The 14,077-nt window shown below is 72.3% G+C and carries 10 protein-coding genes and 1 pseudogene; 9 read left to right on the top strand and 2 right to left on the bottom strand.

All coding sequences use genetic code 11. The annotated features are described in order from the left end of the window. Positions 1-139: 139 nt before the first annotated feature. From CA983_RS29455 to CA983_RS29445, 3 genes are all read left to right on the top strand, one after another. Complete coding sequence (locus CA983_RS29455) at positions 140-631, top strand: pyridoxamine 5'-phosphate oxidase family protein (RefSeq protein ID WP_158101898.1); 492 nt, start codon at positions 140-142, stop codon at positions 629-631. 156 nt (positions 632-787) lie between these two features. Continuing rightward, positions 788-1,564: a carbonic anhydrase gene (locus CA983_RS29450; protein WP_208637068.1), complete on the top strand. Its 777-nt coding sequence runs from the start codon at positions 788-790 to the stop codon at positions 1,562-1,564. A gap of 118 nt (positions 1,565-1,682) precedes the next feature. Continuing rightward, positions 1,683-2,702, top strand: a complete 1,020-nt coding sequence (locus CA983_RS29445) for a LacI family DNA-binding transcriptional regulator (protein ID WP_086603862.1) — start codon at positions 1,683-1,685, stop codon at positions 2,700-2,702. Here the strand turns inward: CA983_RS29445 and CA983_RS29440 are convergent. Beyond that, entirely contained in the window at positions 2,699-6,682 is a 3,984-nt protein-coding gene (locus CA983_RS29440; RefSeq protein ID WP_086603861.1) for a glycosyl hydrolase, read from the bottom strand. The genes CA983_RS29445 and CA983_RS29440 overlap by 4 nt on opposite strands. A 209-nt stretch (positions 6,683-6,891) precedes the next feature. Here CA983_RS29440 and CA983_RS29435 point away from each other — a divergent pair, with 209 nt between their 5' ends. From CA983_RS29435 to CA983_RS29425, 3 genes are all read left to right on the top strand, one after another. Then, on the top strand, positions 6,892-8,151 hold the full coding sequence (locus CA983_RS29435) for an MFS transporter (RefSeq protein WP_086603860.1): 1,260 nt from the start codon (positions 6,892-6,894) through the stop codon (positions 8,149-8,151). Positions 8,152-8,186: 35 nt separating this feature from the next. Then, on the top strand, positions 8,187-9,650 hold the full coding sequence (locus CA983_RS29430; RefSeq protein WP_086603859.1) for an L-fucose/L-arabinose isomerase family protein: 1,464 nt from the start codon (positions 8,187-8,189) through the stop codon (positions 9,648-9,650). Between the two features lie 267 nt (positions 9,651-9,917). Further along, complete coding sequence (locus tag CA983_RS29425) at positions 9,918-11,192, top strand: cation:proton antiporter (protein ID WP_086603858.1); 1,275 nt, start codon at positions 9,918-9,920, stop codon at positions 11,190-11,192. A gap of 12 nt (positions 11,193-11,204) precedes the next feature. Here CA983_RS29425 and CA983_RS48270 read toward each other — a convergent pair. Beyond that, positions 11,205-11,300 (bottom strand): annotated as a pseudogene (locus tag CA983_RS48270) (DNA-binding response regulator); the annotation flags it as partial. Positions 11,301-11,763: 463 nt separating this feature from the next. Between CA983_RS48270 and CA983_RS29420 the strand changes: the two are divergent. From CA983_RS29420 to CA983_RS29410, 3 genes are all read left to right on the top strand, one after another. Then, positions 11,764-12,051, top strand: a complete 288-nt coding sequence (locus CA983_RS29420; RefSeq protein ID WP_086603857.1) for a DUF3040 domain-containing protein — start codon at positions 11,764-11,766, stop codon at positions 12,049-12,051. Positions 12,052-12,296: 245 nt separating this feature from the next. After that, complete coding sequence (locus tag CA983_RS46335; protein WP_158101897.1) at positions 12,297-12,497, top strand: hypothetical protein; 201 nt, start codon at positions 12,297-12,299, stop codon at positions 12,495-12,497. 495 nt (positions 12,498-12,992) lie between these two features. Next, the gene (locus CA983_RS29410; protein WP_086603856.1) at positions 12,993-13,907 is read left to right on the top strand and encodes a hypothetical protein; all 915 of its coding nucleotides are present in this window, start codon (positions 12,993-12,995) and stop codon (positions 13,905-13,907) included. Positions 13,908-14,077 lie beyond the last annotated feature (170 nt).

Here is a 14,077-nt window from a genome sequence, read left to right as displayed (position 1 = left end):
AGCCTTACCTGTCGCCATCCCCCCGACCCCACCGCCGCCGGCTCCGTCCAGGCGTGGGCGCCTGACCCGAGCGCGCGCTCTTAGAGTGACCCCCATGACGGGAACTGGAAACCGGAAACACCGGAAACAGGGGGAACGCATGAACGAGGACACCCGCAGCGCGGCACGCGCGATCATCGACGGGAACATGTACATGGTGCTGGCCACCGTCGGCCCGGACGGCGCGCCCTGGGCATCACCCGTCTTCTACTCCACCGAGGACGGACGGGACTTGTACTGGGTCTCGTCCCCCGAGGTCACCCACTCCCGCAACATCGCCCACGAGCCCCGGATCGGCATCGTCCTGCACGACTCGCGGGCCCCGGTGGGCACGGCGAGCCCCTTCGCCCTGTACCTGAAGGCCACGGCGGTGGAACTCCCCGGGGAGGAGGTCCTGGAGGGCCTGCGGGTGATCCCCGGCCCCGCCGGGCGCGGCGGCCGCTCCCTCGCGCCGGAGGAGGTCCGTCCGCCCGCCCCGTGGCGGGTGTACCGGGCCCGGATCAGCGAGTACTCGATGATCTGCCCCCGCGGAGAGGGACGCTGCGCCGAACACGGGCTGGACTACGAACACCGCGCGACAGTCCGCCTCTGACGAGGGATCACACAGCGTCCGAACCCCTCACTCCCCGCGTTTTGGAACAGCACTTCTCCTGCCCTGCATCAGCGCTGTACGGGCGCTAACCGGCCTCCCACGACAGTTGGATCACCGCTCCCGCCAGGGAGGACGGAGACCGAAAGGGACGGCCACATGGGTACCGCCAGGACACCGCAGCGCAGGGCCATACTCACCGGCGGGCTGGCTGCCACCGCAGCCATGCTCACCGCCTGTTCGTCGAACCCGGACAGCACGAACGGGGGGAAGACGTCGGCCGTGGGCGCGGCGAAGACCCCGTCGCCCTCACCCGCGGCGGGTCCGCGACCGGACTCGCCCTGGGCGGCGTTCGCCCGGCTGATGGGAGGCAACAAGCGCTGGGTGGACGGAAACCTCCAGCACCCCGACCGTGACCCGAAGCGGCGCGAGTTCGTCGCCGAGGCACAGGACCCCTACGGCGTCATCCTCTCCTGCATCGACTCCCGCGTTCCGCCGGAACTCGTCTTCGACACAGGGCTCGGCGACCTGTTCGTGATGCGCACCGGCGGACAGGTCGTGGGACCGGTGGTCGTCGGCTCCGTGGAGTACGGGCCGATGACGTCCGGCACCCCGCTGATCGTGGTCCTCGGACACCAGCGCTGCGGCGCCGTCAAGGCGGCCTACGAGGCGATGCGCGACGGCAAGAAGCTCCCCGGCAACCTCCAGGCGATCTCCGACGCCCTGCGGCCCGCCTACCGGGAGACCACCCGGGCGAAGCACGCCGACCCCGTCGACGCCATGGTGCGGATCCACACCAAGCAGACCGCCGCCGAGCTGCGCACCAACCGGGACCTCGCCCCGCTCGTGAAGAAGGGCGACCTGGCCGTCGTCAGCGCCTACTACTCGCTGGACACCGGCCGCGTGGAAGTCTTGACCGGCGCGCCCTCCGCCTGATCCGGAGAAGTGACGACGACCGGGCGGGAAAAACGTTCCATGCCCGGTCACGTTATACTTGCGGCGCCCGTGAAGGACACCGTCGTGCCTGGTCGCACGGCTTGCGACAGCGAGGGGGGTGGACGCCGTTCCGGCACGCCCCGCCCGCATCCAGGACGTCGCGGCCGCCGCCGGCGTCTCGGTGTCCACCGTGTCGAACGTGCTCAACCGGCCCGAGCGCGTCAACGCACAGACCGCCGAACGCGTCCGCATCGCGGTCGCCGCGCTCGACTACGTCCCCCACCCGGGAGCCGCCGGCCTGCGCACCGGCCGCGCCTCGGCCATCGGCCTGGTCCTGCCCGACGTGACCAACTCCTTCTACGCGCGCATCGCCCGGGGCGCCGCGGACGCGGCCTACGACCACGGCTACTCCCTCGTCCTGTGCCACAGCGGGGACGCCCCGGAGCGGGAGCAGGGCTACTTCAGCATGCTCGTCGAGCAGCGGGCCGTCGGCGTCGTCGTCGTGCCGCTCAGCGCCGACCCGGGCCGGCTCGCCCGGCTGCGCGAGCGGGGCATCCCGCTCGTCCTGGCCGACCGCGCGATGCCCGACCGGGAGGGCTGCTCCGCATCCGTCGACGACATCGCCGGCGGCCGGATCGCCGTACAGCACCTCCTCGACCGCGGCGCGCGCGACATCCTCGTCGTCAACGGCGAGCGCGGCATACGCCAGTGCGCCGACCGCTACCAGGGCGCCCGGCAGGCCGTGCGCAGCCGGCGCGAGGCACGGCTGGACCAGGTCGTCGCCGAGCGGATGACCGTCGCGTACGGCACACGGATCGCGCACGACCTCGGGGAACTGCCCGACGGGGTCTTCTGCACCAACGACTTCCTCGCGGCGGGCCTGTGCCGGGGCCTGACCGACCGGGGCGTGCGCATCCCCGAGGACGTACAGGTCGTCGGCTACGGCGACCTCGACATCGCGACCTTCGGCGCCACCACCCTCACGACGGTCCGGCAGCCGGTCGAGGAGCTGGGCCGGGCGGCCGTGGAGATGCTCCTCGACGAGATCGAGGCCCGCGCGGACCACGTCCACGAGACCCGAGTCTTCGCCCCCGGCCTCGTCCTGCGCGACTCCACCCGACCGCCCGCCGAGGACTAGACCCCGCCACCCCGGTGGTCGGACGGGATCCGCAGCGTCACCGGCCCCCACAGCCCCGACGACAGCTGGGAGTCGAACGCCCAGGCCGTCGGCGTGGCCTCCGCGAGATACGGCGCCAGCGTGCCCCGGACGGTCACCTCCAGCCGGACGGTACGCCCGGCGACGCCGCGCAACGGGAAACGGTACGGCGCGCAGAACGCCTCACCGGCCGGCTCCCCGTCGACCGACACCTCCACACTGCCCCGCACCCGCCCGAGATCCAGCACGGGATCGGGCCCCGACGGCACCTCCAGCGCCCGCGCGTAGGTCACGCCCCCGCTCCAACTGCCCAGCCCCAGCTCCCGCCAGGCCCCCAGGGGCAGCGGCGCCGGGACGGCACGCACTCGCACCGGCCCGTGCCAGGCGGAGCCACCCCGCAGGACGGCGGTGGGTTCCGTGACCACCTCGACCAGTGTGTGCGCCGGGAGTGGTCGAGGAAGTGTCAGCTGGTCGGTCTTCAGGGGCAGTTCCGGCCCGTCCCCGACGCGCACGCTCGCGCGAAGCGCCAACGGCAGGTCGAGCGACACCGTTCCCGCCGGCACGGTGAACCGGAAGCGCTGCGGCGTCGCGTGGACGTCGTCGGTGGACCGCGAAGGCCATACGGTCCCGCCGAGCACCGGCCGGCCCGTCAGCCACCCGGAGTCCGGCAGCGGGTGCGGCCGTACCGCGGCGTGGCAGTGCTGCAACTCGCCCCGCCTGTGCTCGTCCTCGACGGTCCGCCCGCGCCGGCCGCCCGACTCGGCCTCCCAGCCGGCGCCGCTGACCAGGGCCGTCACCCCGGCCCCGGAACGCACCACCAGATCGACGAACACCGCGTCCCGGGCGTCGGTGCTGTCGGCCATGACCTCCAGGGTGTGCTCGCCCGCCCCGAGCGCGGGTTCGTGGCGGAAGAACATCGGCACGGCGCCCCAGTCCGCCTCGTAGTACTCCACCTTCTCCTGCCGCGCCACGACCTCACCGTCGAGCAGCACGGTGACCGCCGAGGCGGCACCCACGACGAGCACCGCCCGTGCGTCGTCGCCCGGGACCTGTAGCCGCGCGCGATAGGTGACGCGGCCGTCCGGCCGTACCCCGTCCGGTGGGCGCATGAACCGCGGACGCGGCCCGAGCCCGCCCGGCTCCGACAGACAGAAGAAGCTGTCCAGGGGAGTGCCGTCGGCGGCCGAGATCGTCGAGGGGCGGCTCTGGGCGTCGGACAGTTCGTACTCGAGCACATTGCGGTCCCGGGTGACCGTGACCCGGGCGGAGGCCAAGTAGCCACCGCCGTCCGGCTCCAGTGGCTCGCCATTCCACCACACCCGCTTGACGCACTCCGCGCCGACATGCAGTTCGGCGGGCCCCCGATGGCCGGTCTCCACGATCGCCCGGACCCGGGCGGCCGTTCCGCCGCCCGGCACCGGGACGCGTACGAACTCCTCGTTCACCAGGCCCTTGAGGCCCAGCAGCCCGCCCGGGTCCGGGATGCCCCGGCTCGACGAGTACACGGCGACGTCCCAGCCCGAGTCGTGTGGCACCAGGGCCAGTTCACCGGCCAGGATCCGCTCCACGGACGCGGCGTCCAGCGGCTCGGGCAGCTGACCGAGCGGCACCGGCGGCAGGACGCGGACCCGGTTGCCGTAGGTGATCCGGGTCCGCTCCCAAGCCCCGCCCTCGGTCCACTCCATGTCCCAGATCTGCGGCTCGTCCACCGACGAACCGGGGGGCAGTGCCAGATCGCCCCAGGTGTTGTCCATGGTGGGGACCAGCCGGCCGTGCCAGCCGGTCGAGACGTCGATCACCTGGGCGGGTGCCTTGCGTCGAGGACGCGTGGGCGTCGGCCGGCCCTCGCGCCACACGACCAGGGCAGCGGGGGCGCCGTCCAGCGGTACGTCCATGGTCGAGACGGCGCCGTCGGCGGAGACGGTGACGTGCGCGGGGGTGCGGGACCCGGTCGCCGGGTTCCAGACCTCGGCCTCGGCGACCGAGGCCCGGACGGTGACGGACGAGGTGCCGACGGTGCCGACGGCATCACCCGACGGGGAGGTTCCGGCCCGCAGCGGATGCGCGCCGATCTCGGGAAAGGCCGCCGTGACCAGCGCCACCGCCTCGTTCCCCGTCCGCCTGACGAGCAGCGGCACCTCGCCCGTGGCGTGACCGGCAGCGTCCGCCACGGCCGCCGCACCCGACTCCGGGTCGCGTACCCGCTCCAGCCGGGGATGCGCCAGCAGGGCCGCCACCACCGAGTCGTCGCCGGACCGGCCGGCGGCCGTGGCGGGCGGACGGCCCACGACGACGACGCGGCCGCCCGCGTCGAGCAGTTCGGTCAGCCGCCGCGCCGTCTCCTCCTCCAGCACGCTCGCCGACGGCAGCAGCACCGCGCGGTACGCCAGGTCCCTGATCCGCAGGGCGCCGTCGGCGGCCTTGGCGCGCTGCACCGAGTCGTCGTCGACCACGTCGAAGGAGATGCCGCGCCGGTCGAGGGCGCCGGGGTGCGGGGCGAGCCAGTTGTTCGTGCCGCACAGGTCGAGATAATGGCGCTGCGTCTCGTCGGCATCGGCGTAACCGTCGCCCAGCCGGCCGTCGCCGAAGTGCTGCACGGGCGCGTCCAGCGGGACGAGGGCCTGCATGGTGGCGGTCGGGTGCAGGACCGCCACGTCGGCCACGTAGCTGCCCCAGGACATGATCGAGCAGATCCGGGCCACGGCCCGGGAGAACGCCGGGTACTGCTTCCAGTACGGCTGACGCCAGTCGGTGGACGGCGGCGCCCACTCGAACCAGCCGCCCGCTGTGCCGAAGTAACTCGCGTGCGGGTTGTAGAGGTTGGCGCCGCTGCGCAGGAACGGCAGCAGCCAGTGGTAGGTGTCCTCCAGCGTGCCGCCCCAGCCGGAGGAGTGGAACGCCTCGATCCACACCCGCTCGTGGCCGTAGAGGTGGGCCATGGAGGAGTGCACCTTGGCGTCGCCGTGGTGGTCGCTGCCGGCGGCGCCGTACCAGCGGTGGGTGCGGAAGTAGTCGGTGTAGATCTGCGTCGACTGGGCCGGGTATCCGGCGCGGGCGGGGTGGCTCTGGTCGCTGCCCAGCAGCATCCCGCGCTCGCGGTGCCATGCGGCCAGCGGCCGGAAGAGGGCCTCTTCGGTGAGTTCCGCGCGGACCGCGTAGTAGTCGGCGCGGATCTTCGTCTCCGGGACGGTGGCGTCCGTGCCGAACAGGGCCGGCAGGTGGTCGAGCAGGTCGTAGCCGCGCCGGGCGCGGAACTCGTCGGCGAAGCGGTGGCTCCAGGCGTTCGTGCCCGGCAGTTCGTCCTGGAAGCTGCCCGCGATGACGGTGCCCAGGTGCGCGGGCACACGGCGGTCGTACTCGTGGTGCACGGCGTCCATCAGCAGGCCGACGGCGTGCGGGTCCAGGTAGTCGAACGCCGTGGGGACGGTGGTGACGAGCCGTACGCCGGTTCCGTCGGCGGCTGCGACGGACAGGGTGCCCGGGCCGCCCGCGGCGAGGTCGAGGCGCCGGCCCTGCGCGGTGTACGCGGCCAGCGGGGTCTCGGCATCCCGCAGGGAGACCGTCCCCCGGGAGACGGTGACGTCGCGGCAGCGCAGCGCACAGCCCCTAGCCTCGGGTTGACGCCGTGTCACACCGCCTTGCACATTGGCGCCGGAGAACCCGATCTGGTCGTAGAACCACAGGCGTGTGCCCAGCTCCGCGGCGATCTCGCAGGCGTCGGTGAAACGCGCCCACCACTCCTCGCCGAACCACGCCGGATCGTCGGCCCGGGCGCCGAACGTCGGGCCGGCCGGAGCCAGGTTGATCACGACGAGATTGTGGACACCGCCCTCGGCGAACGCCCGCATCTGCCAGGCGAGTCGCTCACGGGTGACCTTCGCACCCGACCACCACCACAGGGGAGCGGGGCCGAAATCGCGAGGCGGATCATCGAACAGCTGCCGGAGCACGGGGGAGATCACGGATGCGGTCCTTCCCCTAAAACGTTTTTAGGCCGCCCTTCACGGTAGGCGACCTGGAACGGTCACGCCATATGCGAGCACGCCGTCGGGAACGCCGACGTCATGTCACCCATGTCTGCGCGACACCTTGTTGCAACGTTTTTCTCGCCCTATATTCGCTGCGACCAGGCCCCCGGAACCGCGATGTCACCAGACGACGGAGTCGCATCATGGCCGGTACCCGCCCCATCCCCAAACCGCTCTGGAAGGCCGCCGCCCTGTCGGGCATGGCCTCCTATCTCGACGCCGGGCTGATCGTCAGCATCTCCGTCAACCTGGCCATCTACCGCGACAGTTACGACATGGGCGTGTGGATGGCCGGTGCGATCAGCGCGATCGTCACCGGCTGCATCGCCGTCGGATCCCTGGTCGGCGGCCGGCTCGCCGACCTCTTCGGCCGCCGCCGCGTCTACAACTGGGACATCTTCTGCTTCGCGCTCGGGGCGATCGTCATCACGCTGGCGCCCGACGACATCACGCTGCTGATCGGCGTCCTCGTCGCCGGACTCGCGGCCGGCGCCGATCTGCCGACCTCCCTGGCCGTGGTCTCGGACGCCGCGCCCTCCTGGGCCCGGGGACGGCTCGTCGCCTTCACACAGGTCATGTGGATGCTGGGCATCGCCGTCGCCATCTTCCTCGGCTTCGTCCTGTCCACCACGGGCATGACCGGCGCCCGGCTCATCACCGGACAACTGGCCGTCGCCGCGCTCGTCACCTGGGCCCTGCGCTCCCGCCTGAAACTGTCCGACGAACAGGACACGCAGGAGGAGACGGCGGCCGCCCCGCGCGGCAGCTCCCTGAAGAACATCTGGACGCGCGCCGCCCTGCTGCCGATGACCGCGACGTTCGTCTTCTACGTCACCTGGGGCCTCGGGGCCAATACCTTCGGCCAGTTCGGCACCTATCTGCTCGTCACCGTCAGCGATGCCTCACAGAGCCTGGCCACCGGAATCAACCTGGCCTTCATCCCGATCGGCGTGCTGCTCACCTTCGCGTTCGTCCGCGTCGCCGACAGCCCCTGGCGCGACCGGCTGTTCCATGTGGCCGCGGTGGTGCAGATCCTCGCCTTCGTCATCGCGTCCCTGACCGCGGGCGCGCTCGTCGGCATGCTCGTCTTCTTCGTGCTCTACCAGCTCTCCAATCCCTTCGCCGGAGAGGCGAACTACAAGGTGTGGTCGCAGCTCACGCTGCCCGCGGACACCCGCGGCACCACCCAGGGCTTCACCTACGCCCTGTCCCGGGGAGTCTTCGCGGTCGCCGCGTTCTTCACCCCCGCCCTGGCCGACTACAGCCCGGCCGTCCTGCTCTGGACGATCACCGCCTGCATGACGGTGGCCGCGTTCGCGGGTGTGTTCATCATCCGCGTGCTGGTGCCCCGTGCCACCGGCGCGGCGCACGACAGAGCGGACCTGCGAGTCCCCAGCACCTGAGCCGCAGCACACCGACCCCTCAAGGAGCACCGACCATGGCAACGACCGCGGACCGCGCCGCCGGACGGGCCGCCGCCCTGCACGACCTGCTCCCGCCGGTCACCCGGCGACGCACCCGGATCGGACTGGTCGCCGGCGGACTCGGCACGTACTGGCCGCAGTTCCCCGGTCTCCTCCCGCAGCTGAAGGAGTCGGCCGCCTACGTCGCCGAGCGCTTCCGCGGGATGGACGCGGAGGTGACCGACGCCGGGTTCGTCTCCGACGCCCAGGAAGGCGCGCGCGCCGCCGAGCAGTTGCGCAAGGCCGACTGCGACCTCATCGTGCTGTTCCTGACGACCTACCTCACCTCCTCGATGGTGCTGCCGATCGCGCAGCGCACGCACACACCGGTCCTGGTCATCGACCTCCAGCCGACCGAGAAGATGGACCACGCCTCCTTCGACACCGGGGCCTGGCTGGCCTACTGCGGGCAGTGCCCCGTCCCCGAGGTCGGCAACGTCTTCCGGCGTGCCGGCGTCCCCTTCCGGTCGGTGTCGGGCTGGCTGCGGCAGGAGTCCGCCTGGCGGCGCATCGAACAGTGGATCCGGGCCGCGCACATCCGCGCCGCGCTCCGGCACGCCCGGCACGGCCTCATGGGACACGTGTACCCCGGCATGCTCGACGTGCAGACCGATCCGACGCTGCTGTCCACGGCGTTCGGCTCGCACGTGGAGGTGCTGGAGTTCGACGACCTGCGGCACCGGGTGCAGCGCGTGACCGAGCAGGAGACCAAGGAGCGCATGGCGCTCGCCCGGCAGGTCTTCACCCTCGACGACAGCGTGGTGGAGGAGGACTTCGCCTGGGGTGCGACCGTGTCGGTCGCCCTGGACCGGCTCGTGGCGGACTTCGAGCTCGACAGCCTCGCGTACTACCACCGGGGCCTCGACGGGGAGCTGCACGAGCGGCTCGGCGCCGGCATGATCCTGGGTGCCTCCCTGCTCACGGCCAGGGGCGTGCCGGCGGCCGGGGAGTACGAACTGCGCACCAGCGTCGCCCAGCTCGCCTCCCAGAGCGTCGGCGCCGGAGGCTCCTTCACCGAGATCCAGGCCCTCAACTTCGAGGACGGCGTCGTGGAGATGGGCCACGACGGACCCGCCCACCTCGCGGTCAGCGCCCGCGACCCGCTGCTGCGCGGGCTCGGCGTCTACCACGGCAAGCGCGGCTGGGGCGTGAGCGTCGAGTTCGACGTCCAGCACGGACCCGTCACGCTGCTCGGCCTGGGCCAGGACGCCGACGGCAGCCTGTCCTTCGTCACCTCCGAGGGCACCGTCGTACCGGGACCCCTGCTGGAGATCGGCAACACCACCAGCCGCGTCGACTTCGGCCGCGATCCCGGCGAATGGGTGGACGCGTGGAGCGCCACGGGTGTCGGCCACCACTGGTCCCTCGCGGTCGGCCACCACGCGGCCGACTTCAGGGCGGCGGCGAGCCTGCTGGGCATCGACCACCGGACCGTGTGACGGGGGGACAGGTGTCACCCCACCCGGAGATGGGTGTCGCTCCTGCCCGGAGATGGGTGTGGGCACCGATGGTGACGGGCCCGGAGCCCGTGTGAGGCTGGAGCGTCGCCGAGGCTCGCGTCGGTCGTCATGACTGCATGGCTGCGGCTCGCGCGGCGCCGAGACGCGCGCGTCGCCGTCCGACCCAGCCCCACGAAGGAGGAGCGCCTATCCATCCCCGCACGGTGAAACGATCCGCCCCCTGCGTGCCCGAGAAGGCGGTGACCCGTGGGACACGCTGACAGCCTTCTCGCCATGGGCGGAGCCTTCCTGGCCGCCGCCCTCCTCGCCCGCCTCGGCGGCAGGATCGGACTCCCGACCATCCCGCTCTTCATGCTCGCGGGCATCCTGCTCGGCCCGCACACCCCTGGCCTGGTCATAGTCGAGGACGCACACGACTTCGAGATGCTCTCCGCGCTCGGACTGGTGCTGCTGCTGTTCTACCTGGGCCTGGAGTTCCACCGCGACGACCTCAAGAGCGGCGGCCGGCGCCTGCTGACGGCGGGCGGCATCTACCTGCTGCTCAACGTCGGCGCGGGGCTGGTCTTCGGATTCGCCCAGGGCTGGGGCGTCCGGGAGGCGCTGGTGCTCGCCGGTGTCCTGGGGATCTCCTCGTCCGCCATCGTCACCAAGATCCTCATCGACCAGGGCCGCCTCGGCCGCCCGGAGACACGCCTCATCCTGGGCGTCATCGTGGTCGAGGACATCTTCCTGGCCCTCTACCTCGCCGCGCTCCAGCCCGTCATCAGCGGCGCCCAGGGCATCGGCGACACGGTCCTCCAGAGCGCCAAGGCCTTCGGCTTCCTGCTGGTACTGGCCGCGGCCGCCCGCTACGGCACCAGGCCGGCCGGCCGTCTGATCGCGACCCGCGACAACGAACTGCTCGTCATCAGCTTCCTCGGCGCGGCCGTCCTCGTGGCGGGAGTCGCCGAGGTCCTCGGAGTCGCCGACGCCATCGGCGCGTTCATGGTCGGCCTGATCCTGGCCGGCACGCCCTCCGGACCGCGCATCCGGGAACTCGTGCACCCGCTGCGCGACGCCTTCGCGGCGATCTTCTTCTTCGCCTTCGGGCTCTCCATCGACCCAGGCGACATCGTCTCCGTCGTCGGACCGGTCACCGCGGCGGCGGCGCTGACCGTCGTCATGAACGTCGCCGCGGGACTCCTCGTCGCCCGTGTGTACCGCTACGGCACCGAGCCCGCCGCCGAGATCGCCACCACCCTCGTGGCCCGCGGGGAGTTCGCCCTGATCCTGGCCGCCATGGCCGCCGGCGCCGGGCTCGACGCCCGCCTCGCCCCGTTCATCGCCGGGTACGTCCTCGTCCTCGCGATCCTCGGCCCCATCGCCGCCGGCCGAGCCCACCTGCTCGCCCGCGCACTCCGAGCCGCCCAGGACCTCCGGCCCGGCCGCACGATCCCGTCGTACGACACCGAGCCCCGCCCCCGGGACGACAGCACACCCTCGTCCGCCTCCGCCGCACTGCCCGCCGAGGCCGAGCGCTAGCGCACTCCCGGCTCAGGGCTCGATCAGCCCCACGCGGTCGGCGTAGCGGGTCAGCTCCAGACGGTCCTTCATGCCGAGCCGCTGGAGCAGGTTGGCTCGGCGGCGCTGGGCTGCCCCCGCCCGACGGCGAGGCCGTCACCCTCGGCGAGGTCCGGCAGGCGGCCTGGAGCCCCGTCAGAGAGGCACGACGATGTCGAGGACGCGCTCGGGCGCACTTCGGTGCCCTCGCCCGGGCCGAGGTCGGTGCCGACGAGCAGGGCACGTGCACGCCTACCCCGGATGCGGGCTCCCTCCGGCGCGTCGCCATCCGTGCCACCACCCATCCTCGGCCGAACATCCGCCTTACGGCAGGGCGTTCGTGGGGGGCGGCCACCGGGAAGGATGAGGATTGGGCCCGATGGCGGACGCCGCTGGAGGAGGGAGAAGCTGAAGCCCTGGTGAGACCGGCCGCGCCGCGCGTCGGCGGGCTGTCTCCCTCAGCGCTGCCACACGGCCCGACACCCCAGGACTTGCCATGGCCTCGGCCGTGCCCTGCCTCGAAGCGCTGTCGGGTTCCGGGAGAGGAGAAGCCGTGCCCCAGTCCGAAGACGAACGCCTCGTCGACCTCGAAGCTCGACTCGAGCGGGAGGACCCCAGGTTCACCCGGGCCATGAGATCAGGTCGCCCTGCCCGGCCCCGGGAGTACCGGCGTACCGGAGCCTGGTGGGCGCTGGCCCTCGGCGTGGCCGTCCTGGGCTCCGGCATCGCCCTGGCACAGGGGCTGCTCATCGCGGCCGGGCTGGTCCTCGTCGGCATGGCGGCGCAACTGGTCGACCCGGACCCGAGCAGCCTGGGGCGTCAGCGGCAGAGGCGATGGTGACCAGTGGGGCAGCCGGACCTAGGTGGGGCAGCCGGACCTAGGGGTGCGCAAAGTCCCGCCTGCCCCGCGACGCTCGGCACTCTCCCCCAAGCTCTTCGAGCAGGTGGCACCCCCAGAGCACGCACCGGACGCCGCAGGGCCCGCCCTCCGGGGGGACGACGGGACTTTGCGGACACCCCTACGCCCCGGCCCACTTCCGCAGCAGCGCCTCGCGTTCCTCGCGCTGCGGGGGTGCCCTCGGCCGCGTGGTCACGGCCCCAGGCGAGGAGGTCACCGATGTCGGTGCCGCCGTCGGCGAGCCGCTGGAGGAGGGTGACGGAGAGCTCGTACTCGGAGGGCAGGTAGAGCCCTCCGGCGACAGCCGCGTGCACATCGGCCTGGACGGTCTCCTCGGCCGTCGCCACCTCCACGGTGAAGGCGGGGCGGCAGCTGGCCGTCACCCGTGACCACGACGAGCGCGGCGTCGAAGGCCATGGACGCCAGTCTCCGCACCCCGGACCGCACGGGCACATCGCGCGTCTCGATCCGGACCACCTCGTCCCAGGTCCAGAACCTGCCCCGGCCGCCCCCCAGCGTCTCGACGCCGTGCTCGGACAGCCGCACCCCGGAGGCCGCTCCCTCGGGCTCGGCCCCCACGTACACCGAGTCCTCGCCGATCCAGAACAGGCCGACCATGGCCATGAACGCCTCCCGCAGCTGGTCCGGTGGAGAGCTGACCTCGCCCCCGTGTCGCCGTAGGAGACGGGCGTGACCGGCGAGAGATTGCGATCTTTCCGGCCGGACCGGCGTGGGTGAATGCCGCCGTCAGGGTGTGGTCGTAACCCATCTGAACGCCCCTGGTGGTGGGACGGTCCGGCATGACTGACGGTGGTGCACGTCGGGGCCGGGTCTCGTGAGCTGGCGAGGCGTCAGCGCCCGGTCCGTGACGGAAGGACTCACCGATGCGCTCTGCAGGCATGCTGCTCGCGACGGCCACGGCCACGGCCGCCCTCGCGATCGCCGCACCCACCGCCTACGCCGAGACGATGGGCGACCGGGACCACGACTCCACTTCCTACAGCAAGGAGCACGACAAGGACGGCAAACACCACAAGCCGCGCGGCGGGATGCACACGGGTGGCGGAGCGCTCGCCGCCGTGACCGCGGACGACGACCGGGACACCGCCAAGCACGACGAGCACGGCAAGCATGACGAGCACGGCAAGCACGACGAGCACGCCAAGCACGACGAGCACGCCAAGCACGACGAGCACGGCAAACACCACAAGCCGCGCGGCGGGATGCACACGGGTGGCGGAGCGCTCGCCGCCGTGACCGCGGACGACGACCGGGACACCGCCAAGCACGACGAGCACGGCAAGCACGATGAGCACGGCAAGCATGACGAGCACGGCAAGCACGACGAGCACGGCAAGCACGACGAGCACGGGAAGCACGACGAGCACGGCAAGCACGACAAGGACTCCCGGCACGGCGACAAGCACCACAAGCCGCACGGCGGGGTGAACACGGGCGGCGGAGCGCTGACCGTGGTGAACACGTACGACGACTGGGACGACCCCAAGCACGACCCGGGCACCTACAAGGACGGCGAGCACGGCGACGACTCGTGGGACGACAAGCACGACGAGGACCCCTGGGGCGACAAGCACGACGAGCACGGCAAGCACGACGACCACGAGAAGGGCTCCTGGCACGGCGACAAGCACGACAAGCCGCGCGGCGGGATGCACACCGGTGGCGGCGGCCTGGCCTCCTCGCCGGGCGTGACGGCCGGCGGTCTCGCGATGCTGGCGGTGGCCGGCACCGGCCTGTACGCCCTGCGGCGCCAGAGGGCCTCACAGGGTGCGGCATGACCGAGTCCTGACCGCATAGCCGCCGCGGCCGCCGCACGTGCTCCTCGCGTCGCGGCGGCCCGGCTCGTCCTCCCGCGCGCCGTGTCCGCTGCCGTGTCCGTTCCGCTGCCGTGCCCGAATGAGGTGGTCTCCGATGGCAGCCAGCCCCAGCCCCCCGTCCCCTGCTGAGC

Source organism: Streptomyces swartbergensis, from assembly GCF_002148965.1.
Lineage (GTDB): Bacteria > Actinomycetota > Actinomycetes > Streptomycetales > Streptomycetaceae > Streptomyces > Streptomyces swartbergensis.
Note: the sequence above shows the minus strand (reverse complement) of the source record. Positions and strands in the feature narration are given on the sequence as shown.